29 protein-coding genes, 1 tRNA gene and 2 pseudogenes are annotated in these 25,717 nt (G+C 39.0%); 7 read left to right on the top strand and 25 right to left on the bottom strand.

The annotated features are described in order from the left end of the window. Nucleotides 1-98 precede the first annotated feature (98 nt). The 4 genes from Q0E20_RS02125 to Q0E20_RS02140 all read right to left on the bottom strand — a co-directional run bounded on the left by Q0E20_RS02125 (nucleotide 99) and on the right by Q0E20_RS02140 (nucleotide 4,062). On the bottom strand, nucleotides 99-1,409 hold the full coding sequence (locus tag Q0E20_RS02125; protein ID WP_295995593.1) for a DUF445 domain-containing protein: 1,311 nt from the start codon (nucleotides 1,407-1,409) through the stop codon (nucleotides 99-101). Continuing rightward, nucleotides 1,406-2,641 carry a DUF445 domain-containing protein gene (locus tag Q0E20_RS02130; protein ID WP_295995595.1) on the bottom strand — a complete coding sequence of 412 codons (1,236 nt, stop codon included), beginning with the start codon at nucleotides 2,639-2,641 and terminating at the stop codon, nucleotides 1,406-1,408. The genes Q0E20_RS02125 and Q0E20_RS02130 overlap by 4 nt, the downstream gene beginning before the upstream one ends. 104 nt (nucleotides 2,642-2,745) lie before the next feature. Beyond that, nucleotides 2,746-3,447, bottom strand: coding sequence for an MBL fold metallo-hydrolase (locus Q0E20_RS02135; RefSeq protein ID WP_295995598.1), 702 nt, complete (start codon nucleotides 3,445-3,447; stop codon nucleotides 2,746-2,748). A gap of 258 nt (nucleotides 3,448-3,705) precedes the next feature. After that, a complete protein-coding gene (locus tag Q0E20_RS02140) occupies nucleotides 3,706-4,062 on the bottom strand; it encodes a helix-turn-helix domain-containing protein (protein ID WP_295995601.1) in 357 nt (118 codons plus the stop codon). 353 nt (nucleotides 4,063-4,415) lie between these two features. Here Q0E20_RS02140 and Q0E20_RS02145 point away from each other — a divergent pair, with 353 nt between their 5' ends. Both Q0E20_RS02145 and ygiD read left to right on the top strand, forming a co-directional pair. After that, nucleotides 4,416-5,045, top strand: coding sequence for an NAD(P)-dependent oxidoreductase (locus Q0E20_RS02145; RefSeq protein ID WP_295995604.1), 630 nt, complete (start codon nucleotides 4,416-4,418; stop codon nucleotides 5,043-5,045). A gap of 114 nt (nucleotides 5,046-5,159) precedes the next feature. Beyond that, on the top strand, nucleotides 5,160-5,954 hold the full coding sequence (gene ygiD / locus Q0E20_RS02150; RefSeq protein ID WP_295995606.1) for a 4,5-DOPA dioxygenase extradiol: 795 nt from the start codon (nucleotides 5,160-5,162) through the stop codon (nucleotides 5,952-5,954). Between the two features lie 211 nt (nucleotides 5,955-6,165). On the opposite strand, the gene Q0E20_RS02155 is transcribed toward ygiD, so the two are convergent. The 3 genes and pseudogenes from Q0E20_RS02155 to Q0E20_RS02165 form a co-directional block, all read right to left on the bottom strand. Further along, nucleotides 6,166-6,960: an HAD hydrolase family protein gene (locus Q0E20_RS02155; protein WP_295995609.1), complete on the bottom strand. Its 795-nt coding sequence runs from the start codon at nucleotides 6,958-6,960 to the stop codon at nucleotides 6,166-6,168. 167 nt (nucleotides 6,961-7,127) lie between these two features. Then, nucleotides 7,128-8,126: a phosphate acetyltransferase gene (pta, locus tag Q0E20_RS02160; RefSeq protein WP_295995613.1), complete on the bottom strand. Its 999-nt coding sequence runs from the start codon at nucleotides 8,124-8,126 to the stop codon at nucleotides 7,128-7,130. Nucleotides 8,127-8,183: 57 nt separating this feature from the next. Further along, a pseudogene (locus Q0E20_RS02165) lies at nucleotides 8,184-8,336 on the bottom strand (ATPase); the annotation flags it as partial. Nucleotides 8,337-8,643: 307 nt separating this feature from the next. Between Q0E20_RS02165 and Q0E20_RS02170 the strand changes: the two are divergent. Continuing rightward, nucleotides 8,644-9,321, top strand: coding sequence for a lactate utilization protein (locus Q0E20_RS02170; RefSeq protein WP_295995615.1), 678 nt, complete (start codon nucleotides 8,644-8,646; stop codon nucleotides 9,319-9,321). Between the two features lie 3 nt (nucleotides 9,322-9,324). Here Q0E20_RS02170 and Q0E20_RS02175 read toward each other — a convergent pair whose 3' ends face one another. Together Q0E20_RS02175 and Q0E20_RS02180 are read right to left on the bottom strand one after the other, a co-directional pair. Beyond that, complete coding sequence (locus tag Q0E20_RS02175; RefSeq protein ID WP_295995617.1) at nucleotides 9,325-9,627, bottom strand: helix-turn-helix domain-containing protein; 303 nt, start codon at nucleotides 9,625-9,627, stop codon at nucleotides 9,325-9,327. A gap of 209 nt (nucleotides 9,628-9,836) precedes the next feature. Continuing rightward, the gene (locus Q0E20_RS02180; RefSeq protein ID WP_295995620.1) at nucleotides 9,837-11,195 is read right to left on the bottom strand and encodes an NAD(P)-dependent oxidoreductase; all 1,359 of its coding nucleotides are present in this window, start codon (nucleotides 11,193-11,195) and stop codon (nucleotides 9,837-9,839) included. 293 nt (nucleotides 11,196-11,488) lie between these two features. On the opposite strand from Q0E20_RS02180, the gene Q0E20_RS02185 reads away from it, so the two are divergent. Next, on the top strand, nucleotides 11,489-12,682 hold the full coding sequence (locus tag Q0E20_RS02185) for a MalY/PatB family protein (protein ID WP_295995623.1): 1,194 nt from the start codon (nucleotides 11,489-11,491) through the stop codon (nucleotides 12,680-12,682). Between the two features lie 95 nt (nucleotides 12,683-12,777). On the opposite strand, the gene Q0E20_RS02190 is transcribed toward Q0E20_RS02185, so the two are convergent. The 5 genes and pseudogenes from Q0E20_RS02190 to Q0E20_RS02205 form a co-directional block, all read right to left on the bottom strand. Continuing rightward, complete coding sequence (locus tag Q0E20_RS02190) at nucleotides 12,778-14,352, bottom strand: DUF438 domain-containing protein (RefSeq protein ID WP_295995626.1); 1,575 nt, start codon at nucleotides 14,350-14,352, stop codon at nucleotides 12,778-12,780. A gap of 118 nt (nucleotides 14,353-14,470) precedes the next feature. Beyond that, entirely contained in the window at nucleotides 14,471-15,007 is a 537-nt protein-coding gene (locus Q0E20_RS02195; protein ID WP_295995629.1) for a cysteine hydrolase family protein, read from the bottom strand. A gap of 3 nt (nucleotides 15,008-15,010) precedes the next feature. Beyond that, nucleotides 15,011-15,523, bottom strand: coding sequence for a phosphatidylglycerophosphatase A (locus Q0E20_RS02200; protein ID WP_295995633.1), 513 nt, complete (start codon nucleotides 15,521-15,523; stop codon nucleotides 15,011-15,013). 79 nt (nucleotides 15,524-15,602) lie between these two features. Further along, nucleotides 15,603-15,767 (bottom strand): annotated as a pseudogene (locus tag Q0E20_RS09435) (alkylphosphonate utilization protein); the annotation flags it as partial. Next, complete coding sequence (locus tag Q0E20_RS02205; RefSeq protein WP_295995637.1) at nucleotides 15,768-16,127, bottom strand: MerR family transcriptional regulator; 360 nt, start codon at nucleotides 16,125-16,127, stop codon at nucleotides 15,768-15,770. It abuts the pseudogene before it with no gap. Between the two features lie 66 nt (nucleotides 16,128-16,193). On the opposite strand from Q0E20_RS02205, the gene Q0E20_RS02210 reads away from it, so the two are divergent. Continuing rightward, on the top strand, nucleotides 16,194-16,571 hold the full coding sequence (locus tag Q0E20_RS02210) for a carboxymuconolactone decarboxylase family protein (protein WP_295995640.1): 378 nt from the start codon (nucleotides 16,194-16,196) through the stop codon (nucleotides 16,569-16,571). A 105-nt stretch (nucleotides 16,572-16,676) separates the two neighbouring features. Here Q0E20_RS02210 and Q0E20_RS02215 read toward each other — a convergent pair whose 3' ends face one another. Both Q0E20_RS02215 and Q0E20_RS02220 read right to left on the bottom strand, forming a co-directional pair. Further along, nucleotides 16,677-16,958: a type II toxin-antitoxin system Phd/YefM family antitoxin gene (locus Q0E20_RS02215; RefSeq protein WP_119208752.1), complete on the bottom strand. Its 282-nt coding sequence runs from the start codon at nucleotides 16,956-16,958 to the stop codon at nucleotides 16,677-16,679. Nucleotides 16,959-17,020: 62 nt separating this feature from the next. Then, a complete protein-coding gene (locus tag Q0E20_RS02220) occupies nucleotides 17,021-17,518 on the bottom strand; it encodes an ECF transporter S component (protein ID WP_295995643.1) in 498 nt (165 codons plus the stop codon). Between the two features lie 233 nt (nucleotides 17,519-17,751). Here Q0E20_RS02220 and Q0E20_RS02225 point away from each other — a divergent pair, with 233 nt between their 5' ends. Next, nucleotides 17,752-18,318: an NAD(P)H-dependent oxidoreductase gene (locus Q0E20_RS02225; protein WP_118353888.1), complete on the top strand. Its 567-nt coding sequence runs from the start codon at nucleotides 17,752-17,754 to the stop codon at nucleotides 18,316-18,318. A gap of 137 nt (nucleotides 18,319-18,455) precedes the next feature. Here the strand turns inward: Q0E20_RS02225 and Q0E20_RS02230 are convergent, their stop codons facing one another. From Q0E20_RS02230 to Q0E20_RS02270, 9 genes are all read right to left on the bottom strand, one after another. Further along, complete coding sequence (locus Q0E20_RS02230) at nucleotides 18,456-18,743, bottom strand: DUF2695 domain-containing protein (protein WP_295995648.1); 288 nt, start codon at nucleotides 18,741-18,743, stop codon at nucleotides 18,456-18,458. 57 nt (nucleotides 18,744-18,800) lie between these two features. Then, nucleotides 18,801-19,565 (bottom strand): leucine-rich repeat domain-containing protein, encoded by a 765-nt coding sequence (locus tag Q0E20_RS02235; protein ID WP_295995651.1) that lies wholly within the window; start codon nucleotides 19,563-19,565, stop codon nucleotides 18,801-18,803. A 78-nt stretch (nucleotides 19,566-19,643) separates the two neighbouring features. Next, a complete protein-coding gene (locus tag Q0E20_RS02240) occupies nucleotides 19,644-20,150 on the bottom strand; it encodes a YfbM family protein (RefSeq protein ID WP_295995653.1) in 507 nt (168 codons plus the stop codon). Between the two features lie 31 nt (nucleotides 20,151-20,181). Beyond that, a complete protein-coding gene (locus tag Q0E20_RS02245; protein ID WP_295995655.1) occupies nucleotides 20,182-20,724 on the bottom strand; it encodes a hypothetical protein in 543 nt (180 codons plus the stop codon). 12 nt (nucleotides 20,725-20,736) lie between these two features. Then, the gene (locus tag Q0E20_RS02250) at nucleotides 20,737-21,285 is read right to left on the bottom strand and encodes a hypothetical protein (protein ID WP_295995658.1); all 549 of its coding nucleotides are present in this window, start codon (nucleotides 21,283-21,285) and stop codon (nucleotides 20,737-20,739) included. Between the two features lie 20 nt (nucleotides 21,286-21,305). Continuing rightward, nucleotides 21,306-22,121 carry a DUF2262 domain-containing protein gene (locus Q0E20_RS02255; RefSeq protein WP_295995660.1) on the bottom strand — a complete coding sequence of 272 codons (816 nt, stop codon included), beginning with the start codon at nucleotides 22,119-22,121 and terminating at the stop codon, nucleotides 21,306-21,308. 51 nt (nucleotides 22,122-22,172) lie between these two features. Further along, a complete protein-coding gene (locus tag Q0E20_RS02260; protein WP_295995664.1) occupies nucleotides 22,173-23,003 on the bottom strand; it encodes a DUF6630 family protein in 831 nt (276 codons plus the stop codon). A 137-nt stretch (nucleotides 23,004-23,140) separates the two neighbouring features. Beyond that, on the bottom strand, nucleotides 23,141-24,352 hold the full coding sequence (locus Q0E20_RS02265) for an ATP-binding protein (protein ID WP_295995667.1): 1,212 nt from the start codon (nucleotides 24,350-24,352) through the stop codon (nucleotides 23,141-23,143). Between the two features lie 203 nt (nucleotides 24,353-24,555). Next, nucleotides 24,556-24,632: transfer RNA gene (locus tag Q0E20_RS02270), tRNA-Arg, on the bottom strand. A gap of 104 nt (nucleotides 24,633-24,736) precedes the next feature. On the opposite strand from Q0E20_RS02270, the gene Q0E20_RS02275 reads away from it, so the two are divergent. Next, nucleotides 24,737-25,621 (top strand): hypothetical protein, encoded by an 885-nt coding sequence (locus Q0E20_RS02275; RefSeq protein ID WP_295995670.1) that lies wholly within the window; start codon nucleotides 24,737-24,739, stop codon nucleotides 25,619-25,621. The last annotated feature ends 96 nt before the right edge of the window (nucleotides 25,622-25,717 follow it).

Consider the following 25,717-nt stretch of genomic DNA (forward strand, 5'->3'; position numbering starts at 1 on the left):
CTTCCAAATGACCGTTCTCCCAAAGAGAACATCCTATCATTTAGAAGGGTGTTTTTATTTTTACCCAATCAAAGGTAATTTTAAAAAATATAAACCATTCAACCTAATAAGGCTAATAATGGCGTATACACGTACTCTAAAAAACTCCATACAACAAGACCCGCCACAGCACCTACAATGGCTCCATTAATACGAATCCAGCTAAGATCATCCTCCACCTTAGATTCGATAAAATAAATAAATTTATCAGTACTAAGTCCACCAAGTACTTGGCGTATAATCGTTTCGATAAGATCATAACCTTGTTCTAGCACATAGCGTGCAATATCATGTAATGTACTTTCAATACGATTTCGTAAATCTTGAGACTGACCATACACAGACCATAATTCCAAGGTGATATTCACGAGGACTTGAGCTGGTGTTTCACCATTCTCATCACCTACTAGCAGCAATTCCTCAACATATGGACATAAATGATGTTCGATGATATCTTCCCAATCTTGTTCATGGATCCATCGTGCCCACGCCTCATCAAGAGCATTACAAACCTCATGATTATTCTCTATATGGCGAATAGGATCTACCCACTGACGAAGCCACGCAGTTCGTTCTGGGCTATTAGGACGTTTCCAGTTTTCAAGCATAGCATACGACTCTTTAACGATAGCCTCAGCCATTTCATGATAATTGACAACATCAGTAGCCTCTGACAAAGAAATCAAAAAATCTGCAAAGAACCCTTTACGTTTTCTCTTATGAGCCTCTTCTGCAACAACAGCAGTCAGCCACGTAACCATAGCAGGGTGATTGATGCGCTCTTGAATCACATTCAAAACCTGTACAACCATACCTTCATAACGATTATGTTCACATAAATCTAGTAATACGTGTTTCAATACAGGTACAAGCGAATGTTTTTGTAACAATGCACGAATGCGCTTAGCACCCCATTGTGCCCACTCCTCATTTGTTTGAGATTTCCATAGCAAATGCAATCCCTGATGAATAATAAGCCTTACTGTTCGTTGACCTTCCGGAGATAGTAGGAATTTTTCAAATATAGGTACAAATTGCACGTTAGCTAGCAATGCTTGGCACCGCTCTCGTGTAAGCATTTTAGTTTCCACTAACTTAATCACGCCATTGATAAGTCGTTCTTTATTACGTGGAATCAACGCTGTGTGATACGGAAACCCTAATGGTTTTCGGAACAGTGCAGTAACAGCAAACCAGTCTGCCACACTTCCGATGAGAGCTGATTGCACCGCCCAATACAACGGTTGGTACCAACTTTCACTACCAAAGAAGAACTGGCCTACAAAAACAGCACAGTAAAGCACTGCCATCAAGCCCAAAATACCATTGGCCCGCTGTTTCAAAGTCCATGATGTAATGTAACGAATCATCCAATCACCCCCTTAATAAGGAGGGTAATGACATAGAATAATCCGCCGAGAACAGCTCCCACAAGAGAACCGTTAATACGAACCATTTGCAAATCATAATACATTTTACCACGTATAATACGGGTAATCTCATCTGGCGAGTAACGTGATAATTCTTCTCCCACCACACGATCGATGAGCGGATTCAATTTTTGTAACCACGGAATGCTACGCAACAAGAAGAATCGTTCAAACGGTGCCTGCTTCTCAGGATTTAGGAGAATTTCACGGCCAAGTTTATTTAATCGCTCAAGCACAATATCCATGAGACGTACCCAATCGAGTGTATCCCCATCAATTAGTTTTCCTTCCCATTCTTCAAGCACCATCTTTACCCATTGATTCTTATGCTCTTCAATGAAAGCCTGCCATTCAGTATTCGTTTCCAAATTATTAAAAAATCTGATGGCTTGCCCCCATATATAACGACCCAATGGTGAGTCAATATCTTCATTTTCTTGTAAAAATTGAACTGCTTTTTTCTGTACCGTATCAACTAATCGTTCTGGTGAAAGTCCATCACCACCAAAGGCAATGGCTAACTCACGCATAAATGAATCCTTAGTATAGGTTTTCATAATATCTAGCATGACGCGATATAAATAGGGATATACTTGATTGGATGCAATAACACGCTGACAGGTCCGATTAAAATAAAGCCAAAATACCCCAGCCGTATGACGTTCGAGCATACAGCGTCCGAATAGGATAACGAGCGGTGTAGCCTTCCAATTAGACACACCTTTATATACAGCTTTATTAATCTCTTTACGCATCGGCTCAATATCCATATGAGATAATACCTGATTACCAACACCATATAAGAGCTCTTTTACCTGTTTTTGCCCTACATCACTCATACCATATTCGATGATACGCATCATAACGCGTTCCCGTTTAATAGCATAGTACATTTGCGGTACGCGAAGCAATTCCTCACTGAGCATGGTACGGCCGATTTGTATCAATCGCTCTTTACTACGTGGTAAGATGGCCGTTTTAAAAGGTATACCTAAAGGCTTAGTAAAAAGTGCTGTCACCGCATACCAATCTGCAAGACCTCCAATCATAGCAGCCCCAGAGACATGCATAATAAAGGCCCATAATGCATCGTGCCTGTGTGGATATGAAATTAAAAATATAATAGCCATGACAATCAAAAGAGTGGTTGCCACTGGTTTCGTTTTCATCATCACTTGACCCTAACTTACTTAATTACGTATATAGACTCTCCCCATATAACGTAGTGACCATATAGGCCACGAACTTTCACAAACTACAAACTGTGAAAGTAGATTTAGAATGTACATTCATCTCCTTCCTTTTGAGGTTCCCAAATTGGCACATCCCCAAAAAGGGCTTTGAAATATACGGACGGGGTCCATAATGGACCATTTAAATGCATTGGAATAAATGCTTTTTTTACCTGTACGAGGCGTAAAAACTCAATAGCCCCCCATTCCATCGCCGCTTCTAAACGATTATCTACAGGGAACATCGCCACATCTACAGCTAGATTTTCTAACTCCTTAAATTCACGCCATGCCATACGCTTTGCATCCGCATTATTTTCTGGCGTATCACCAAGCCAATGCCACCAATTAAGGTCGCCTGCGTGGAAAATAGAATCAGAGTCAATATTAGCAGTATTTGTTTTTACATAGAAAGAACCACCTTCATCAGTGCTACCATACATATGAATACCGACATCATCAAGGTTAGCATCTTGCCCTGGGCGCATGGTAATACACTTTTTTACCTTCCCCTCTAATGGCACATCTTGATGGCAAATGTAACGCGTTTGAGGGCCATCAAACTCCGTAATAGATGGGTTAAAATGATCAGCATGAATATGGCTCACAAAAAACCAAAGTTCACGGCCACGTTTCGCTAATTGCCAAACAATATTATTAGGATCTTTATAATAATCAAACACATAGCAACGCTTACCATCATCCACAAGGAAACCGCTGTGTGCGAGAAAAGTTACATCTAACATAATTATCAATACCTTTGCACTAATGAGAATTTATATCATTCGTATTCTTTATTATACCATATTTTTCTATATACGTGGTTGAAGATGTAGTAAAGCGTGCCCGGCCAAAACCGACACGCTACTGCGCTTCGCGGAGCCCGAAGTCGTTTTTGTCCAGGCACGCTTTACCTCAACTCAGTATATTAGAGACATTTAGGTATAATAAAGAATACGAATTAGTTTACATGGAATAGAGATAAGAAATGCCGCTGGCAGTTCTTAGATGTGGCCAGCGGCTTTCATATACTCAATGTATTGGTTCCCCCATTGTTCGAGGGATGCTAAAACGGTTTTAAATCCGGCACCTACTTCTGTAAGGCTATACTCCACCTTTGGCGGAATGGTACCATATACTTCACGATGTACTAACCCATCATCTTCCATTTGGCGCAATGCTCTAGTAAGGGTGGCTTGTGTAATTGGATATAAACGACGTTCTAATTCACGGAATCGAACCGGCCCTTCAGCTAATTCATGCATAATCAATAAAGACCATTTGCCGGCTAATAACTTTTGACTCGTTGCAAAGGGGCATCTACCCACTAAATCATGAATATTTACGAGTTGTTCTGCCATTGTAATCCTCCTGCTCTGTTTATATTACGTTATTCAAATCATATCACAAAATTTTAGTATTACAAGCATTTTATAGTATCTTTTTTGAAGGTACAATACTTTTTGAAAAAATTTTAATCAGTAATTATCATAATTCTATCATTTTTGAAAGTACCTATCCAAAATGATTCTACTATTCAAAATATTTGCACCTCTATATAATGAGGTCATCAGCTGAACACATATTCACTAATCATATTTTAGAGAAGTGACAAACAATTAATTCTAAACGACTTTGCCTAGGCCATAGGCCGTTAAGGCGGTGGAGGCTTAGAATTGATTGTCTGTCACTTTATATAAAAAGGAGAAACAACATGAATATTTTAGTAATCGGTGCAAATGGTAACGCGGGTCGTCGTATTGTAGAAAAAGCTCTCAAAGCAGGTCATCAAGTAACAGGCGTTGTTCGCCGCGAAGGTGCTATTGAAGGCATCCCAACCATCGTAAAAGACGCGTTACAATTAACAAAGCAAGAATTAACTCAATTTGATGTAGTAGTCAATGCTACAAGTGCTTTCACACCAGATACGTATTATTTACAAACAGATTTAACATTGTTATTGGTGAAAGCATTGACTAACACAAATACGCGCCTTATCGTTGTAGGTGGTGCAGGTAGCCTCTATGTAGACGAAGAGCATACAGTACAACTATACGATACACCAGACTTCCCTGAAGAATATTTAGGCCTTGCAAAAGCTCAAGGTAATGCTATCGACATCTTGCGCAAATTCAGCAATGTAGATTGGACATTCTTTAGCCCAGCACCAATCTTTGATGCAGAAGGTGCAGAATCTAACGATTACGTTATCGGCAACGAAACTGTTATCTTGAATAAAGAAGGCCAACCATATATTTCCTACGAAACATATGCTCAAATCTTAGTAGACGAAATCAACAACCACAAATTTAGCCGCCAACGCTTTACAGCAGTACAAAACTAAGCTATACATTTAGATACACGTTTGTATAGTAGCTATACCTTATAGGTTTACAAGCTACTATATAAACTGTATCTTTTTTACTACGATATATTTTTTATCAGATCAGGTGACACTATGAAACGCATGCCAACATTATTCGTCGGCCACGGTAGTCCTATGATGGTCTTAGAATCTACAGAAACTACAAATACCTTTCAAACTATAGGCAAAAACATAATCAATAGTTACGGCAAACCCAAAGCTATCTTAGCGATTTCTGCTCACTGGTATACAGATGGGACCTACATTCAAAGCGCAGAGAATCCAAAACAAATTTATGATATGTATGGTTTTCCACAAGAGCTGTACGAAGTGGTGTATCCCGCAAAGGGCGATATCAGCTTAACTAAAGAAGTGCAACAAGTACTGGGCGATGCCGTTTCTATAAATGACACGTGGGGCATTGATCACGGCATGTGGACTGTTTTAGTTCACATGTTCCCTGATGCATCAATTCCCGTAGTACAACTATCAATCAACAAGTACTTAAGCCCAAAAGAAGCCTATCAATTAGGCGAAAAGTTGCAATCATTGCGTGATAAGGGCTATCTCATCATGGGCAGTGGTAATATCGTTCACAATTTAAGACGCTTGGAATGGGAAAATCCATTGGGCTCCCCTGCTACGATTGAATTTGACCAATATATTGCCAACGCTGTATTAGAAAACGATATAAATACTGTCATCAATTACTCCGAGCATCCTCAAGCAAGCTACGCAGTGCCAACACCAGATCACTATCTCCCATTAATTTATATTATGGGCGCTAGCACAGGGTCCAAACCTACCATCTTTAATCAAAGCTATAATACTGGATCCCTATCTATGACAGGCTTTATCTTTGAAGATGAGTCTTCAAATAGTATATAAACCTAGATATATAGAAATTTCCTAAAGAAATTCACGCGTCCTATTCACATCAAACCGTGTATGGTTTGATAGATGAATATCCCCCATACACGAAAGAACCGCTAGTACAAACCAGCGGTTCTTTTTGTGTTTTATTTCATATTTACTGTATTAATAATACAGCCTTTTACACTACATAGATCCTTAACAAAAGTCTCTATGTTAGCGAATTTTATCCCAATAATGTTTTCACATCATAGCCAAATTTAGCTGTTGCTTCAGCTGCAGTTTTTTGCCATTCTGTAGGTGCTGTACCATCCTTTTCAAGGAAGAAGCCAGAATCAAGATAACGAATGATGATATAGTTCGAATTTTTTTGATCAAAACCGTTACCGCGACTAAAGTCAATACCATGGCCTGTATTGCGTGTTACAATAGCTTCCAATAATGGTAACGTAATGGCGTTCAACGTGATTTTCATATCAGGAGAGTCAAACATCTTTTTAAAGAATGAACTAGGTTTTTCTTCTTTATATACTAACAATTTACTAATCGTGCCATTAGATGCACATACTACGCGACGGATATCTTTAATAGGAATATCTACCTTACCATTAGAAATAACGCCGTTTTTAATGGTAATTTCTCGTTTACCCATAAAGGAAGAGTCTAATGGCAATTGAAGAGTATCTAAGTTCGCAGGAAAATCTGCGGTCAATTTATTTCGAGCAAAGGCTGTAAGAATCGCTTTTGTTTCACGAATGTTGTGACCAGTATTAGATTCTCTGCGGTCCGTATCTAAATCTTGGCCTTCCATATTTTTCCAGTTGTGATCTCTAAAAAGAATAGAATAATTACCGTTTGAATTTAAATATCTCATAAGATATAGCTCATTTACATCTTCAAAATCAATGTCTGTTAGAACTTGTCCATTTGCATCTTTGCAAAGTACACCATTGTAACTAATTGTTAAAGTACGATCATTACTTTCAAAAACAACAGGATTTGTGTCGAATACAGAAATCATAGTTCTCTCCTTTTCATGACTTCAAAAAACACACTAATATATCTATTTTAATAATATACTATTTATATATCGTTGTACAAATGCTATATAGTAATAAAAAAAGCTGATTCCGAAGAATCAGCTTTTAGTGTTTCATTGAACCATTTCAAATGGAGTTGTAATTGAAATTAGATGCTTTCAACAGCAGCAATAGCCGCAACGTCTACAACGTCTTGAGCGGAGCAACCACGAGAAAGGTCATGAACTGGTTTAGCTAAACCTTGAATCAATGGGCCAAGAGCGTCAGCACCGGAGAAACGTTGTACCAATTTGTAACCAATGTTAGCAGCTTGAAGATCAGGGAAAATCAAGATGTTAGCTTTACCAGCTACATTAGAGCCAGGAGCTTTCTTTTCTGCTACGGAAGGAACGATGGAAGCGTCCAATTGTAATTCGCCATCAAATTTGAAGTCAACATTACGTTCTTTCAAGATGTTAACAGCTTCAACCACTTTATCTACTTCTGGAGTGGAAGCGGAACCTTTAGTGGAGAAGGATAACATGGATACACGAGGATCAGCCATACCAACAACTTTGCGAGCTTTTTCTACAGTAGATTCTGCAATATCAGCTAATTGTTCGCTAGTTGGGTTAGGCAATACGCCGCAATCGGAGAATACTAGCATACCATCATCACCATATTCTTTTTTGCTTGTGAACATGAACATGGAGGAAGATACAGTTTTAAGACCTGGTTTAGTACCTACTACTTGTAATGCAGCACGCAATACATTAGCAGTTGGGCAACCGGAACCTGCAACCATGCCATCTACAGCGCCAAGACGAACAAGCATAGCACCGAAGAACAAGCAATCACCTTTCATAGTTGCGTCAGCTTTTTCAGGAGTCATACCTTTTTTAGCACGCAATTCTACGAATGTATCAACCATTTCTTGGTAACGATCGTAGTTAGCTGGATCGATGATTTCAGCACCTTCTACAGATACACCAGCAGCTTTAGCAGCCGTAGCGATTTCAGCAGGGTTACCAACAAGAACAGGTGTTACGAAACCTTCTTTCAAAATTGTTTCAGTTGCTTTCAATACACGTTCATCTTTGTATTCTGGCAACACGATTTTTTTACCTAATGGTTTTACTTGGTCTTTTAATTTTTGAATTAAGTCCACGATTTTTGCCTCCTTAACATTGGCTTTATGCCATATCAATACTATTATTATAACAATTTAATAGCTCTCTAACAACCATTCTAAAACATTTCGTTGTTGAATTCCGTCATAATTTGCATTTTTATTTAATTCATCCAATGTGAGCAAAAACTTTGGATATTGGTCTTGTACAGCCTTAAGAGGTGCGAGCTCACGATGTAGCGTATAAGGGAATGAGCTTTCACGAAGATAGGACTCATAGGCAGGAATTAAAGAATAAAGTTGGATTTCATTCCAAAGTTTTACTATTTAGCACTTAAATATGGATTCTATTCCAATGTTTTACATTAAAAATGATCTATACTATCGTATCATCCTTTTACCTAAAAACATGATTTCCTTATGTTGAATAACCACCACATAAAACAGTACAATACTAGTAATAGAAATACTGTATTACTTAGAAAATAATCTTTACCTTACATTACTTCGAAAATACTGTTTATCTCACTAGTTTATATGAAATCTAGGAGGACTCATGGCCAATACAGAAACAACAATCAACGCAGTTATCAATCCTCAAATCAACGATACCCCCATCGATATAGAGAAAACCATCAAAGCCTTAGAACGCAATAAGTTTGTAGTCCATTACTTTGAGACCGGTGATGATGCGGTGGCCTATTTACAGTCTCGCATTCAACATAAACGAGTGGCTATCGGTGATTCACGCACCTTATTGGAGCTCAAGGTTCATGATGCTTTATCCAAGGTCAATGATGACATCACGGATATTCAGCGTCCTCTTCCGGATGAAAGCTTCCGCGATACCGCATTACGCACCATGGGCCGCGATGTATTTTTAACCTCTGTTAACGCCTTGGCACAAACAGGCGAAATGGTCAATATTGATGGCACTGGCAACCGTGTAGCAGCATCCCTATTTGGATCACAAGAGGTATTCTTTGTGCTAGGCCGCAATAAAATTACCCCTGACTTGGCCTCTGCCATCTATCGAGCACGCAATGTGGCAGCACCACTGAACAGTAAAAAGAACAAGAAAAGCTCGCTCAATCCTTGTGCCAAATTAGAAGAAAAATGTTATGACTGTGGTTCACCCGATAGAATTTGCAATGCCTTAACCATTTACTACAAGAAAATGCGTAACATGCAAACTATGGAGGTTATTATTATCAACGAAGATTTAGGGTTTTAATCCTTAATGAAAATCTATATGTCTTGGTTCTATGGCGTGAAAGTCGATAACCCCTATATCCGGTCCTTCAAAAAAGGTATCCAGTGACATATGTTCAAATCCACTGACTATCCTACACAGTGTAGATAAACGGGGATCAATATTCCCCTTCTCCAGCCCGCTAATATATGACTGTAATAATCCGGTTCGTTTTGCTAAGTCTTGCTGAGTCATCTGAAAATGGCGGCGCCATAAGAGAATGAGAACGCCTAAGTGCTGGATAGCCTTTTCTGACTGTGCTTCACTACATACGATTTCAAACGTCATAGAAACCTCACTTTCTACTCTTTACAACAGCAACTCTTTACCTTCACAATACGCCAACTAAACATGCGGGACCATAATGACTTGATTACTGATGACATATAATAGAAAATCCCTTGCGGTATATTCATATCGCAAGGGATTTTTATACATATTATGTTATAAAATTATATTTACATACATATACATGTACGTTCTTGTACATTACATTCTTATTTATGCTCTTCTGCAATAGCCATAGCACGTTTGATTTCCATGTACTTAACCATACCATCAACAGCTTTTTTAGCTTCGCGCATAGCGAGTACTACAGTCGCTGGTTTATGAACTACGTCACCACCAGCGAATACACCTTCACGGCTTGTCATGCCATAAGGTTCTTCAGATGTAATGATGTAACCTTTTTCATCTACACGAAGGTTATTACCTTCACCAACAAGACGTGCATTTGGTTTATGACCAGCAGCGATGATGATTTTATCAACAGGCATTACTTGGTATTTGCCTGTACCATGGATACCCGCACCATCATCGTTGAGGGCCATTACTTCGTATTTAAAGCCTTCTACTTTATCTTTACCCTCTACGCCTACTGGAGAAGCGAACCATTGGAATTGAACACCTTCAGCACGTGCTTCTTCATATTCAGATAACAATGCAGGCATTTGTTCTTGGCTACGACGATATGCTACAGTTACAGATTCGCAACCTAAACGCACGCACGTACGAGCCGCATCCATAGCTACGTTACCACCACCAATGATAATAACGCGATCACCTTTTCTTACAGGGATTTGCGCTTCATCAAGTTCACCATTGTCTACTAGTTGTACATTTGTCAACAAATACATCGCTTGGAATACACCATGAATTTCATCATTATCCATGCGTACCGCTTGAGGAATGTGTGTACCTGTACCGATAAAGATAGAATCAAATCCTTCTGCAAACAATTCATCTAATGTCTTATCTTGACCAATAAATGTATTACATACGAATTTAACGCCTAACCCTTCTAACCGTGCAATTTCACGGCGTACAACAGATTTAGATAAACGGAACTCAGGAATACCGAATAACAATACACCGCCTGGTTCAGATTGCCCTTCAAATACAGTGACATCATAACCAAGCTTCGCTACGTCACCGGCAACAGACAAACCTGCAGGGCCAGAACCAACAACGGCTACCTTGCCAAGATCTTGTTTAATTTTCTTAGGTTTACGTAATTCATTGATGCTTTCAAAATCGGCAGCAAAGCGTTCCAATTTACCGATATTGATAGGTGGTTTCTTAGCCTTGTTCATAATGCAGTTACCTTCGCATTGATTTTCACGAGGGCATACACGACCGCAAATAGCTGGCAAATTTGTACGTTCTGCCAAAATATCATTAGCTAACCCAAAGTTACCGTGTGCAATAGCTTGGATAAAACGAGGGATTTCGTTTTCAATAGGACACCCCATGCGGCACAAAGGTTTTGGACAATTTAGACAACGTTTCGCCTCAGCGAGTGCCTCCTCCATCGTGTAATCCGCATCAAAATGAAGGGGTTTCAATTCATTACTCATGGCACATGCCTCCTCAACAGGATCCAGTACTATACTTATATTAGCCTTCCTATATAGCGGCTTAGTTCGATGAAGCATCCTCACATATGAACATTGCCTACTATATACGGCCAAGAATTTATCATTTGTAACCATTCGATACGAGTGTGGTCACTGGTGAGACACACACTATTCTATAGTACATTTTAAATTGTGAAAGCGAGCTCCGTCAAGGAGTGAAGCTATAATATGCTTATTTTATATACATTTATTGCTATAATACATACATACAATACAACAAATGAGGTATCACCATGAATACAACAGACTTTACCAAAACATACTATATAGACCGACGAGGTACGCATTCCCGCAAATGGAATGGTGAACACTTAAAATTTAGTCGCACCGACCTATTACCACTGTGGGTGGCAGACATGGATTTCATGACTCCACCATGCCTACAAGAGGCGATTTCAAACTATGTAAAGACCAACCCACTTGGCTATACCATGACAAATCCCAATTATATTCAGGCCGTCATCCACTGGTATAAGCGTCGTCACAACTGCAGTATTGAACAACATTGGCTCGCTAGTGCCCCCAATGTCATTACCGGTATCATGTGGTGTATTGGGACTTTCACCAAACCAAACGATGCCATAGCAGTTCTTACGCCCGTGTACGGAGCCTTCGATGCCCGTGCCAATGATGCAAATAGACGCATCGTTGCGGTGCCGCTACATCGCACGATAACCAATGGATACACTGTTGATTATGACGCATTCGAGTCTGCCATTAGTCAAAACGATGTGAAGGTTTTCATCCACTGCAATCCGCATAACCCTGTAGGCCACGTATGGACCGAAGAAGAAATGGACCGATTATTTAGCATCTGTAAGCAACACAATGTGCTCATCATTAGCGACGAAATCCATCAAGACCTCATCACAGGTTCAACAGCATTTACATCCGCCTTATCTGTATCTAATGGCATATACAAGGACGATATCATTGCAATGTCGTCTGTGTCTAAGTCGTTCAATATGGCTAGCTTGCATCACGCAGAGATTATTATCCCTAACGAAAGATTGCGAAGCCAGTACAATGCCTATAAAGCTCATGTATACCATACAGACTCGGACGTTATTGCCGAAACAGCCATCACAGAAGCCTACACACACCTGGAGGCGGAAGCATGGCTTACAGATGTGCTAGCTGTCATTCGTGAAAACTACGAATATCTGTGTCGAGAGCTCGGTACAGCACTACCCAAAATCCGCATCAGCCCCATGAACGGCACCTATTTAGCGTGGATAGATTTTGGCGCCTATGTAAGGGCCGAAGATATGCACGACCTATTCGAGAATCAATGCCGCATCGCCCCTAGCTTTGGTGAATGGTTTGGCGGTGAAAGCTACGCCACCTTTGTGCGATTAAACTTGGCAACCAGACTAGCTAATATCAAGGCTGCTACGCACAGTATCATAAATCATATACGGCCTTAAGCCTATATATTCTTTACTACATAACACCAAAAGAGGCTGCTCTAGCATCACTACTAGAACAGCCTCTTTATCATATATTATTAATATAGATTGTATTACTTAACTCTTGCAAAATGTTCCTTTGCAAATTGCATATCTTGTACAAGCTCTAATGTACCAAGATATTTCTTGTTTTTGTCGCGAACAGCCATATAATTTACATAGAATGGGCGGCCTTGTTTTTCAAGCCATACAGCCACATTATCGCGGTCCCCTTTGCGGAAGGAGTCGATGATACCACGCACGATTGGTTCTACCTTTGGTGGATGGCACGAGAACACATCGCGACCGATTGCCGTAGTAGGGCGTTTAAAGACCTTTTCGCCGTCGTTAAAGTAACGGTTAATGTCTTCATGGTCAACAAAGGTTACTTCCATCGGCATTGTGTTGAGCATCGCTTCCAATTGGTCAAGGGTGAAAGTACCACCAATGAGGGCAATCGTATTATCTGCCGAACTAGCCGATGCAGGGCTTTCAGCTAATGCATGCTCAGCCTCTGTCCAAACAAGGCGTTTTACACCAAAGATTTCCTCATATTGTGCAGTATCCTTATAGATTTGGTACCAGTCTTGAGTCGAAAAATTTTCCGCACAGATTGGGAACAAGATATTTTGTTCCTTGTAAATCATTTCTTGCGCACGTGTAAGAAGTTCATCAAACCGACGATACCAATCATCTACACTTTGGCTAGATTTTGTTAGGTCGCCTAATTGGTCTCGAATATCACCATCAACAGTCCACATCACCATAGATGGGCCACCAATAGCATAATCCACCTTTAATTTCGGATATAATAAATCCCCTTTTTTGGCATAATGAACAGATAGTTGGCGCACGCTGTTTACATCATCAATAGTTGCCGTTTTATCTGCCACCTTAGGGCGAATTTCTTCAATAAGATCATTAAGAGCCTTATTTTCCTCTGTCAGTTGGTTAAGTGGATGGCCTACCGTTTCTACAAGCGTTGTAACCGTTTGCTTCTTGTCTTGTGCTTCTAAGGCAGCCTCAACCTTTGCATGTTCCTCTTCCATTTGTTCATGAATGGTAGAACCGTGGAACAAGGCAGAGTGAAGGTCGCACAATTGTTGTACCTCTTCAAGAGGTGTGCCTTCGCGCATTAAGCCTTGTTCAGCCTTCATAATTTCACTAGCTTCTACATGCTTAAATTGACTGGCAAAATCTTTGCGCACATTGCCAAGAGCCTCGCCTGTACCTAACCGTTTTAAGAATCCCTTTAATTGCTCTACCCGTTCACTGTCTGGCACGGTGTTATCCGCTTTTGCATCGGGATTGATTGCTGCTGTAGATTCTTCTTTTATAGATTCTGCTGAAGGAGTAGATGCTACGTTTGCAGTTTCTGCTGGAATCGTTGCATTTGCTTCGTCACCATGTAAATTTGGCATATCACCTTCTAATGTAAAGCCAGCTTTCATAAAAGCACCTACGATATCTATCATAGAAATGCCCTTCATCTTAGCCCCTTTAGGGATGGTCATAATTTTACCAACAGAATGGAGCATCACCTTATTGGTAATTTCAGTGAACCCCAATCCTTTCATGATATCTATAACCTCTGGATATTCTTGTACCAAATCATAAACGGATTTGGACATATCTAATTTCTTTTCCATGTACATTACCTCGTATTATCAATCTTTATTACATAGTAATTATTTCTGATGTATGTCTTACTTATATATCTATGATAAACGATATCGATTAGAAAATCTGTATCCATGGCTATATTTTTTAATCAATAATACATTGGCACATTTTCATAGTAGTTAAGGCAGCCTCATGCGACTCTGGTGTCACACCAGCACAACACTTGGCATCTATGTGAACAGGTACCTCTGGCAAGCCAGTCTTTAATAATACTGCATTCGATACAACACAAATATCTGTACAAAGGCCCACTAAGGTTATACTTTCAATAGGCTCTGCTGTATTCATACCTTGTAAGCGCGTTACTAATTCAGAGGATCCGAAGTTAGGCTTATCAATAATAAAAGACGGATGAATGGTGCTGCGTTTTTCTGCCGTTTCTAAAAGTCCCTCTACTATTTGCCAACCATCTGTATCTTTTACACAATGTACAACAGGTAAATGTTGACCTTCTTGGCTTTCAAGATACTCGCCATCATGAGTATCCCGTGTAAAAATAATAGGTCCGTCAAAGGATGCGATTTTTTGACGGACATTCTCTACAATAGCTTGAGCCTGCGGAGAACCAAGCGAACCATCCACAAAATCATGTTGCATATCAATTACGACTAATACGTTCATGTTCTATCCCTCCACAATAACATGGTGCACCCGATTCGGCATGTTATGCGCAATTCGGCCTGCTGCTGCAGCTGCCACGGCACCAACCAAATCATCAAGAAATGTATTGCAATGACTATCCACTTTACTATCAAGATGTCTAATAATACCAGGTTTTACTTTATCAATATAACCATAGTTCGTAAATCCAATGGATCCATACAAATTTACAATGGATAAAGCAAGAATCTCATCAATCCCAAACAAAGCCTCATCGCGAGTCATAATGCTTTGTAATGGCTCAGATAATGCTTTCTGCTCAGCCAACTTATCCAATTCAATTCCCGTAATGATGGCATTTTGCGTTTCTCGCTTTTCAAGCACGGACTGTACACTTTCTATACATTCATCCATGGTTAAATCCGGTATATAAGGTTGCTGAATTATCATCACAATGTCTGCAATAGATTGAACGGTAATCCCCCGTTCTTTTAATAAATTATACGTACACGTTTTTAATTCCTCTTGAGATATCATAATGGCTCCTCAAATTATATAGGCCTACGTAACACATTACACTTAGATTATAGCACGAAAAAATCCCTACTGACTTGTCATCAGCTAATTCGTTGCCATTAGCATCACGAATAATGCTGACTTCAGCTGCAGCCGCAGCATCGGAAGCTGTCCATTCATGACCACACATAGGACAGATGTACATATGACCATCTTCGTATGTATATTCGTCGCCACACTTAGGTCAGTTAGGTAAATTTGCCATTTAGATCTCCTTTTTCTTTATTACAGTTTCATACAACTTCAATTTATCTTCTAGATTATTCTTATAACCTTCCAATCGTTTGATTTCGGCCTCAATAAACCGATAATGGTCTTGTAGTAATGTCATTCTTTCATGGACCGTATGAGATCCAGCATACCGTAAATCCGCATATCGCTTGATATTCACAAGCGGCATTCCCATATCTTTCAATCGTTTAATAAACTGCACAAACCCCACATCCTCCGCATGGTAATTACGAATACCGTTCTGTCGCTCGATGTGAAGAAACCCTTGCTCCTCGTAATATCGCAATGTAGAAATAGACAGTCCCACCAATTTTGAAAATTCACCGATTTTCATACTTTCACCACCTTGACCTCAAGTATACTCGAGCATATATCATACGTCTAGACGGAGGTAATAATTATGAAAGAAACACGTTTTAACATCGGTATGAACACATTGAAACAAATTGACGGGCTGCACGGCGAGGAGGTGTATAACACGATTCAAGAGATTTCACCGGCTATAGCCGATTTATTGGTCGAGTTGTTCGGCGACATCTACACGCGCCCCAACCTAGATTTCAAGGAACGAGAACTGATTACGCTCGCGTCCCTTTTAACGCTGGGCGGTTGTGAAGCACAGCTGAAAGTACACACCAATGCGGCACTCAACGTCGGTATCGCGCCAGAGCAAATCGTAGAGGTCTGTACCCACTGCATCCCCTATGCGGGATTTCCACGCGTGCTGAACGCACTGTTTACGGTGAAAGCGATCTTTGAAGAACGCAACATACTGTAATTAAGGAACGACCGCAACAAAAAATCTATTACTAAATATTAGTCTATTTATAACTAACAAAGGGAGACTCAGAACGGAGCCTCCCTTTATTCATCTATACCATAACTATTCGGCCTCAGCTAACAACTGTTCTATGCTGATAAAAGTATCCTCAATAGGACCCATTCTACCTTTTCGTTCGTCTTCCTCAGCCAATGCAATAGCCTCTAATAATTCTATCTGTGCTTTCAATTTATTATAGGTTTCATATCCCATACATACCGTATCACCACGACCATTCACCGTCATAATACAAGCTTCATCCCTTGTTTTCAAAACTGTAGAGATTTCATTATATTTATTTCTTAAATCCGACGATGGTCGGATACTTTCACGTAATAACCCCATAAAAGCACCTCCTCATATACAAATTACATCATAATTTGTATATGAATTGTGAATCAGTAATCCTATCCCAATCGTTTACGCAAAATCGCATAGAGTATCATGCTCACGATAACGCTCATAACGGCTTGAATGGTGTTAGTTAAAATACCGGCAATGGCTACGCCTGGATCAAATACGAAGTATTCGGCGATGAAGTAGCCTGCTACGATAATAATACCACCTACGACAGTTGCTACCAACGCAGAGGTAGTTGTCTTATTGTTATAGACAGTCCCGACAAGATAGCCTTCAATGCCTTTCACCACAAAGGTGATTGGTACAAAAACTGCGTAGCCAAGGAACAAATCAGCTAGCGCTGGGCCAATAGCACCGATATAGGCACCATATTTTCGACCTAATAATAAAGCGGATGTCATGATAACGACATCTCCAACATTGAAATAGCCGCGTATGCCAGGTACTGGAATTTTCGTATACATTGTAAGCAATGTAGCGAGGGCAATCAATACGGCTGTGAGTACTAACGCGGATGTAGTACTGCGGGTTTGAACGTGTTGCATAGCGTCCTCCTTATAAAGAAAATAGGCATGTGAATAATTACATCACATGCCTATACTATAAACCTTTATGGTAACACTTGCAAATACAAGGAATTAACAATACATCCTCAGCAAATTCTATCGTCATTTACTTTCAGAATAAATGTTCTTCACTAGACTTTAACTTAATATAGATACCATTTTATTATACAGATTCTCTCAAGCAACGATAATTAATCAGAAAGGAACTAGCCATGAACATTTTAATCATTTACACCTATCCTAATCATCAAAGTTTTAATAGTGCTATTCTGAAAGTAGTGCAGCAGAATCTTTCAAAAGACCACAATGTAAAAACCTTGGATCTATATGAGGAGCAATTCGATCCTGTATTGCGATTTGATGACACGCACAAACGTCGAGATTTAAGCACTGTGCCGGACATGGAAAAGTATCGTAATTTGATTACTTGGGCGGACCATATCATCTTTATCTACCCTATTTGGTGGGGCGGCATGCCAGCTATACTCAAAGGCTTTATCGATCGCGTATTTACAGCGGGCTTTGCCTATTCATATGGTAAAAGAGGCCTTATAGGTCATTTACAAGGAAAATCCGCTTGGATCATCACCACCCACAACACGCCATCCTTTGTAACGCTATTTATACAAGACTACGGCAAAGTCATGAAAGATCAAGTACTAAAATCCTGCGGTTTCAAACCGGTTACACATACCCAGTTAGCGGGCACAGAAAACAGCTCAGATGAAAAACGCCGGCGCTTCTTAGACAAAATCGCTAACATCGCCGGAAGTATATAAAGTTTCTAGTATACTATGATTTTTTACCAAAGATTACTTGGTTGCCAAAATCACAAATAAATTTACATTAGACTGCTTACAGTTTGCTCTAAATCAAAAACAAGCTGTATACGAAGATCTCCCCAATTACATAGATATTACTCTTCAAATCTCTCTTCTACATTGTAGAGAACCTCGCAATCACAACCGCCACCTTCGTTGATAATCCAGTCTAGTACACTTTCAACATCTACCTTTTGTTTTTCTAAAAACTCTCTTGTGAAAGTCAGACTATGATCGCAACCGTCATTGGTCTCTAATTTCTCGTCTACATAATCAAATAATTGCCAAAATAACTCTTCATCCATAGGTAAACTATCTTTAAACGATTGCCTTTGCTCGTCTGCATAAGCTTTTAATAATTCCTTTTTACGCGCTTTATCCATTATGATTACTCCCTTTTATGGCTTATAAGTTATAGCTCATGACTTATATTTCAAGCCTTATTTCTCATATAATTCTGGTCGTTCTAAAACTGTACCATATTTTAATTTTGGCAGTTTAACGAATTGAGGATACAACTGCTTAACCTCTTTACAAGACTTTAATGTAAGATATTCTAAATTATTAAGTTCTAAAATGGGAGAGTAGTCTTTATCTATCACCTTTGCCGTTAAAAAGCTAAAAAAGCGCAACTGTTTCATATGGCGTAAAAAGTCTAAGGATTGAACCTTAAGAATTTTAGGAGCCGCGAAATCTCCTTCTAGAGCAAGACTTTCAAGGTGCTTCAAATGCGCTAATGGCGTATAATCATCAATCTGTTGAAAGTTCTCAATCGACAGAGCCACTAATTTTTCTAATTTTGATATAGGCTCTAAACTCGATACACTTCTACCGGATCCAATGTGTAAATATTCTAGTTCTTGTAAGTTCTCTAATTTTGAAATATCTGGATAGACGCCCCATTTTATATGTAATTTTTTGAGTTTCCGTTGGGTACATACCGCATCAAATAAATTCTGGGGCATTCTTGTGCAAAACATAAGCTCTGTAAAAGCATCCGGATTCTCTAGTAAAAAACTACACCACTCCTGTAAAATACGTTTCTTATCTTTAGCAGAATAGTTTTCATCTAGCTGTGTACAATTGATCATCAGCTTGTCTTCACCATCATATTGAGAGACCTCTACCACAGATTTAGGTCGTGCGTCATCCTTATGATAGTAGTCAAACCCATATTTAATTTGCTTTTCCGTTAACACTGCCATGTTACAATTCCTCTTCTTCGCCAGTCGCATAATCAGTTTGGCCATAACTAGATCCATAGCCAACAAATTTTAACGAACTTAACAAATCGATACAAGCACATGCCCATTAGCTTCGAGCACTTGTTTATAGAATCGTTTCATTTGCTCGAAATCATGAAGAAGTTCGTCTTTGATTTCTTCCTCTTCCTCATCGTAGTCCCAGATATTTGGATATAATTCCGCCTCTTTGCACGCTGCCATATCAAAAGATTCCAGAGCGTTTTCAATATCAAACTGTTCTAAGGCCGCCACGATATTAGCTAAATGATTGTGTTCTGTATATGCTACATAGTCTGATATATCCTCAATAGCCATTACGCCTAGTACAGCTTGGCTAAGAGGATTTTTATCATCTTTATGGTCAGTGCCCACACCAGTTAGAACAAAGTGAAGTACATCCCACATCTTGTCGATATCGAGCAATAATTCATCATCGTCATTCCACTCTTCAACGCTTTCAAGAATTTCCTCTTCTTCTGAGCCCATGGCCTTAAGCTCTTTTAAATTCGCATCGCTTAAACAGCTATAAGTTGCAATTAGTCCCATAATTAAATCCTTTCACAAATCCTTCTACACACTAGAAAAATAGATGTTCTGATTCCGTAATGCCCCCATCATCTTCATGAAAATAGCAAGTATATACAGGTTCACGATGTGCCGCATCATAGAATTTCTGTAAAACAGGTGAAAATTTCATGTCTATGGGCATATGCAAAGCTTTCACAATGGGTTCCCAAAGTTCCATCGGCGAGTATGAGATAATATCCAACTGCTTATTCCGACCATATTCTTCAAGCGTTGCCACATCAGTATACTTACTTGAGTCACAGTAATCATGCCAACAAATACTAAACACGATCAAATGAAACAAATCGTCCATACTTTCAGCTAAACGACCCGCAGCACCCTCACTACTCCAATAACCTATAGATCCATCCTCCAATAAATGATATTCACCGCCAGCACCATCTACAGCAAATGCCATCCCCGGCACAGAGAACGTACAACGACCTTCAGCGGTATCACGTTCCTCCAGCGCATCTAGCAAGCGAAAATCAAATAGTGTATCAAAATCTTCAGCTAACTTGGCATCATTTCGTAATATATCTAAGTAGTCCATATTAATTACCTCTTATAGCATTTCACCATGAGTTCCTACAAATTCCGTATTAACGCCTTCACTGTTTTCACGTAACGCAAGTAACGTAGAGACTTCGTCCATGTCGAGATTAAATATGTCGCTTTCAAGGTCGATAGGTTCAAAATAATAACGAACTGTATCTATACCAAATTCATCTTCTAAATTGGCCCATTCTGCCCCTGAAAGCACGGTAAAGCCGAGTGTATCATTTCCAAGGCTTTCAGCAAACCAACGCACCTCATAATCAGGCTTAACAAAGTCATTGAAATATTTGATGGTCACATCCCGATCTTGTTCATCACCGTAAGGAATTTGTAGCTCTTTGTCGCCATTTTTCAATACAATATCGTCACCATAAGCCTTGCCATTACTAACCGTTTTAATATCGATAGGCTCATCTATCATATCATTGAAATAGTTCACCACATCTTCGTCATCCTCGCGCCAGTCAATCCAGATGATAGCTTCGGAGTCAAATAAATCATTTAGATCCATATCATTGGCAAAAAAGCTTCTTAATTCTTTATACAGATTTTCCATCGTCTCTCTCCGCTAAAATATTATCCTGCAATATCCGCACTAACAGGGTTCCCATCCGTATCAATATTAGCTATGATGCAGTGTCCCCAGAAAATATCATCGTCATCATAATAGACCTCTATGGTTCCATCATTACGAAACGCCAATTCGCCCATAGTAATACGCTTAGCAAATATTTCTGCCGTAATTGGGTCTTGGTCGTCATTGTCGAGCCAATCATTAGCGAGATCTAACAATGTTTCACTAATGTATGCGCTAATTCGTTGTTCAAAATCTTTGAAATTTTCAATCTTATTAAAAGCAGCTAACGCAACAGTACAGCTTTCATCAGAGCCCTCGTCTACATCAAGGATGAATGCATAATCGTCGATTCTCACTGTGTAATACTGATACTCTCGATTTAACAGAAAATCACCCCTGTCAGTATGAAGGTATTTAGGGGTTTTCAGATAAGCCGACAACGCCTCTAATTCGCTATGTTTAGCGTGCTCCTCTAATATCTCAAGCACATAATAGCGATTATTCCAAGAGGGACGCATATAGCCTATATCCTCTATGGGCTTAGCTTTCTTAACTAACAATTTATAGACACCGTGTGGCTCAAAAGAATAGCCCCATCTATCGTCAAGGCCCTCAATAATCCAAGTCAAAATACCTTCGCTACGATCAAGCACACCAGTTCGAGTATCTAGAATAGCATCGGTGAACACTAATGGTCTATGGTACTTATCTAAATAAGGACTAGCCCCATGCGCATCGCTACGCGGTAATGCATAGATTTCAAATACTTCAGATTCAAACTCGGCTTCATATTCTGGTAGACGTACAATACTCATATGACTCTCTCCTACATTATAATCACGCTACTCATCATAATTTCTGTTATATCATGAGCGTTCAGCTACATCGATTCTATGTAATAGCTCTTTTGCTAACTCTTGGGCTGTTTTGAATTCCTCATTTGAAAGCACTATGAGCACAAAGCTATCTGTTCCTATGTCCATATCTACTAACTTATAGTTTTTCCAAGTGGAATTAAGATCAGCACACCAGTCCATAATAACTTGATCTTCATCTAACGCTGATGGGACAATAGTTAGACCTTCACTAGTATCTAAAGACTTGTTACGTATTAACTTCTGTACATAATAAATAAAATCCTCTAATTCAATTTTTGAAGATAGCTCTACAGCGCGACCTTTAGACTGTAGTTTCTCATAGAGGTTCCACCAGCTATCTTCTAATTCTTCCATGGAACGCAACTTAGCCTTGGTCATAAACGATGTAGCTTGTTTAGCATCGCCTAGCAATAGCGTTGCCAGCTCTGTAAATGTCGATTTCATCTGCTCTATATCTAGATACGCTACTTCTACACACAAACTACAATCAGGTACTCTGCGCTTCTTTACAAAAGCCCGCATCATCTTTACTGCGTCAGGATAACTTACATCAGCCATACGATAGGTCTTGCCATCTATATCTAAGAATAAATCTACTGCATCCTGCGTTTTACCTACACGTGCTTTCATGGCTGTACATCCATCGATGGCATGAAGTGGGTATACCTCCACGTACATAGAAAATCCATCATGCATGGCCTGTAAGGTATTATCTATTCCTACTATGTTAAAACCGTTCCGATTATAATCAGGGCACTTCATGCGCCATTCTTCGTAATTGTCGAATAATTTTTCTTGAATCCAATTGGAAAAACTCATAAGGATGCACCTTTACTTAACAACTGTATACAAATATCCTATTTTATCTTATTATATCATTATTTATAAATTAAATGGCATGATTTATAAGTATGTTAAATAACAACATATAGATACAAAAATAGGGATGTGAATTATCACATCCCTAATAACCAGTCTAATACATTACATTGCTGAATTCCATTATAATTATGAGATTTATAGAGCTCATCCATAGTGAGTAAAAATTTAGGATACTGATCTTTAACCGCTTCTAATGGTGCTAACTCTCTGTCTCTAGTAGTTGGATCCAATACACTTTCTGATACTTGGTAGTACTCTAATATGCCACCAGGCTTTTGAGCAACGAAATCTATTTCGCCCTTTGTTAATTGTCCAACATATACTGTATATCCTCGACGCCGTAACTCAAGGTATACAACATTTTCTAATACATGACCCCTATCACGGTTAATATCAGGTAGTAATAGTTGCTTAAAAGCCATATCCACTACATAATACTTAGGACGTAACCTTAATAATTCTTTGCCACGCACATCAAATCGTTCTGTATTATATAACAGTAAACTATCTTCTAAGCCCCTAAGATAACGTTCTACAGTTTTGTTATCTACCTTTCGACCTGCGCTTGTTAATGAATTCGCAATCTTTGTGGGATTAATCAAGCTACCAATATTGGCGAAAACATATCTCACAATACTTTCAAGTAATTTAATATCTGCAATTTTTAATCGATCAACAATATCTTTTAAAACAACGGTATTAAATAAACCTTGTAAATAATCCTGCCGACCTTGCCAATTTTCCGACATATGTAAAAGCCCTGGGAATGAGCCTTCACTTACATATTTTTCATATAAGACCATTCGTGAAAGCCCACTTTCACTATAGGCATCAACATATTCCTTATAAGACAAGGGAAGCATCTCAATTTGTACATAGCGACCTGTGAGAAGTGTAGCCATATCAGAGGACATAAAATAAGCATTAGAACCTGTAATATATATATCAATATTATCTTGTACAAAGAAGTTATCTACTACACGCTCAAATGATGGAACATGCTGAATTTCATCGAGGAATAGATACATTTTTTTACTTGGAATAATCCGTTCATTAATGTATTCATATAAAGCCCGATAATCTCTTAGTTTATCATACTTCATCAACTCAAAATTAATATCAATAATTTGTTCAGCTGTTACATTATCGGCTAATAACTCATCTTGAAATAGCTTAAACAACGTAGATTTACCACAACGCCGTATACCAGAAACAACTTTAATGATAGGTCTATCTTTATGTCTTCGAAGAAAATCTAAATAATATGGTCGCGATACTAATGACATGCACACACCTCCTTGAAAATGGGTTTTAAAACCCAATTCTATATCTATTATATCACTTCAAGGTTTTAAAACCTAATTTTTATGTTTTCATGCTATAATTTAGGCTTTAAAACCTAAATTTAATTATATCGCCATGGAACAATTTTTATAATAATAAAAATGGGTATAAGGTCTAGCAAACCCTTATACCCATTCGCTTATACTGGTGCGCCTAACCGGAATCGAACCAGTGACACGCAGTTTAGGAAACTGCTGCTCTATCCTACTGAGCTATAGACGCATGTATACTTTATTATAGCGTTTTTAAATCTATCTATGCAAGAACTATGCTATAATACAGCTGTTAATGGTATTAGAGAGTTCTTATAAAAAGAGGTATATATAATGAGACTATGTAAACGATCGATTATCACCGGTTCATTATTAGCTGTATTGGCTATATCATCTGCTTACGGTGCCACACCAGTTCAACCAGCAGAAAGTACAGAGAGTCCAACTGTTACTATGGATTACTCCACTATTCCAGAGCTGAAAGCATCTGTAGAAAACGCAGCTCCAGCTATAGTACAGGCTTCAATCAATACTTCTGAGGAAAAACCTACTAACGGTAAGCCAGTCTATTCAACAGTCACTATGTCTGGTAACCGTGTTGTAGGTGTAAAAACTTATAAATCAAAAGAAGAACAAGAAAAGGCCATGTTAAAAGAACGCAAACGTCTAGACAAGGTCACTGCAGAACGTCAAGCTAAACGGAAAAACGAAACTCGCACGGATATGTTAAAAGGGTTAACGCCAATCCCGTTCTATCCACCTGTTAGCGAAACACGCGAATTACAAAGCGAAATGTTTTCTCGACCATTTGGCAGACAGCTCGATTTGCGTTTGGTAGAGGCCTATACACAAGATTATGATAAGGCCAAACCTGGCGATATTTACGTCTATGCCGATTATGTAGACTACACATCTAAACAGCTCTTAGGTGAAAAAGATGGTACTACTGCTATTTCGGCTATGATTCTTCGTACAATCATGAGAAAGGACGAAAATAAAGCTTTCAGCATCGATGTAAATGCGTACTTTATAAACCCAACAACTCATACTATTTCCATAAGTCGTTCTGAAGATGCAAAGGGCATCGATATTAAGAAGAACGAAAGAGCTGAGGCTGTATTTAAACTACCTTCACACCAATTACAAACTGGTGATCCACAATATGAAATTGCTAAGCTTATGTATCAGGACCTAACGAATAAAAAATTTGATGAGTAACAATTAGAAATAATAAATCCCCTCCTTACTATGCTCTACATAGCAAGGAGGGGATTTCTGTTAGTTTAAGGAAGTTCTTTAATTGTTTGTAATGTT

Origin of the sequence: uncultured Veillonella sp., from assembly GCF_934230905.1 — a bacterium.
Lineage (GTDB): Bacteria > Bacillota > Negativicutes > Veillonellales > Veillonellaceae > Veillonella.

Coding starts and splice junctions, on each gene's coding strand:
- Q0E20_RS02125 (WP_295995593.1), bottom strand. CDS start 1,409: ATGATTCGTTACATTACATCATGGACTTTGAAACAGCGGGCCAATGGT.
- Q0E20_RS02130 (WP_295995595.1), bottom strand. CDS start 2,641: ATGATGAAAACGAAACCAGTGGCAACCACTCTTTTGATTGTCATGGCT.
- Q0E20_RS02135 (WP_295995598.1), bottom strand. CDS start 3,447: ATGTTAGATGTAACTTTTCTCGCACACAGCGGTTTCCTTGTGGATGAT.
- Q0E20_RS02140 (WP_295995601.1), bottom strand. CDS start 4,062: ATGGCAGAACAACTCGTAAATATTCATGATTTAGTGGGTAGATGCCCC.
- Q0E20_RS02145 (WP_295995604.1), top strand. CDS start 4,416: ATGAATATTTTAGTAATCGGTGCAAATGGTAACGCGGGTCGTCGTATT.
- ygiD (WP_295995606.1), top strand. CDS start 5,160: ATGAAACGCATGCCAACATTATTCGTCGGCCACGGTAGTCCTATGATG.
- Q0E20_RS02155 (WP_295995609.1), bottom strand. CDS start 6,960: ATGATTTCTGTATTCGACACAAATCCTGTTGTTTTTGAAAGTAATGAT.
- Q0E20_RS02170 (WP_295995615.1), top strand. CDS start 8,644: ATGGCCAATACAGAAACAACAATCAACGCAGTTATCAATCCTCAAATC.
- Q0E20_RS02175 (WP_295995617.1), bottom strand. CDS start 9,627: ATGACGTTTGAAATCGTATGTAGTGAAGCACAGTCAGAAAAGGCTATC.
- Q0E20_RS02180 (WP_295995620.1), bottom strand. CDS start 11,195: ATGAGTAATGAATTGAAACCCCTTCATTTTGATGCGGATTACACGATG.
- Q0E20_RS02185 (WP_295995623.1), top strand. CDS start 11,489: ATGAATACAACAGACTTTACCAAAACATACTATATAGACCGACGAGGT.
- Q0E20_RS02190 (WP_295995626.1), bottom strand. CDS start 14,352: ATGGAAAAGAAATTAGATATGTCCAAATCCGTTTATGATTTGGTACAA.
- Q0E20_RS02195 (WP_295995629.1), bottom strand. CDS start 15,007: ATGAACGTATTAGTCGTAATTGATATGCAACATGATTTTGTGGATGGT.
- Q0E20_RS02200 (WP_295995633.1), bottom strand. CDS start 15,523: ATGATATCTCAAGAGGAATTAAAAACGTGTACGTATAATTTATTAAAA.
- Q0E20_RS02205 (WP_295995637.1), bottom strand. CDS start 16,127: ATGAAAATCGGTGAATTTTCAAAATTGGTGGGACTGTCTATTTCTACA.
- Q0E20_RS02210 (WP_295995640.1), top strand. CDS start 16,194: ATGAAAGAAACACGTTTTAACATCGGTATGAACACATTGAAACAAATT.
- Q0E20_RS02215 (WP_119208752.1), bottom strand. CDS start 16,958: ATGGGGTTATTACGTGAAAGTATCCGACCATCGTCGGATTTAAGAAAT.
- Q0E20_RS02220 (WP_295995643.1), bottom strand. CDS start 17,518: ATGCAACACGTTCAAACCCGCAGTACTACATCCGCGTTAGTACTCACA.
- Q0E20_RS02225 (WP_118353888.1), top strand. CDS start 17,752: ATGAACATTTTAATCATTTACACCTATCCTAATCATCAAAGTTTTAAT.
- Q0E20_RS02230 (WP_295995648.1), bottom strand. CDS start 18,743: ATGGATAAAGCGCGTAAAAAGGAATTATTAAAAGCTTATGCAGACGAG.
- Q0E20_RS02235 (WP_295995651.1), bottom strand. CDS start 19,565: ATGGCAGTGTTAACGGAAAAGCAAATTAAATATGGGTTTGACTACTAT.
- Q0E20_RS02240 (WP_295995653.1), bottom strand. CDS start 20,150: ATGGGACTAATTGCAACTTATAGCTGTTTAAGCGATGCGAATTTAAAA.
- Q0E20_RS02245 (WP_295995655.1), bottom strand. CDS start 20,724: ATGGACTACTTAGATATATTACGAAATGATGCCAAGTTAGCTGAAGAT.
- Q0E20_RS02250 (WP_295995658.1), bottom strand. CDS start 21,285: ATGGAAAATCTGTATAAAGAATTAAGAAGCTTTTTTGCCAATGATATG.
- Q0E20_RS02255 (WP_295995660.1), bottom strand. CDS start 22,121: ATGAGTATTGTACGTCTACCAGAATATGAAGCCGAGTTTGAATCTGAA.
- Q0E20_RS02260 (WP_295995664.1), bottom strand. CDS start 23,003: ATGAGTTTTTCCAATTGGATTCAAGAAAAATTATTCGACAATTACGAA.
- Q0E20_RS02265 (WP_295995667.1), bottom strand. CDS start 24,352: ATGTCATTAGTATCGCGACCATATTATTTAGATTTTCTTCGAAGACAT.
- Q0E20_RS02275 (WP_295995670.1), top strand. CDS start 24,737: ATGAGACTATGTAAACGATCGATTATCACCGGTTCATTATTAGCTGTA.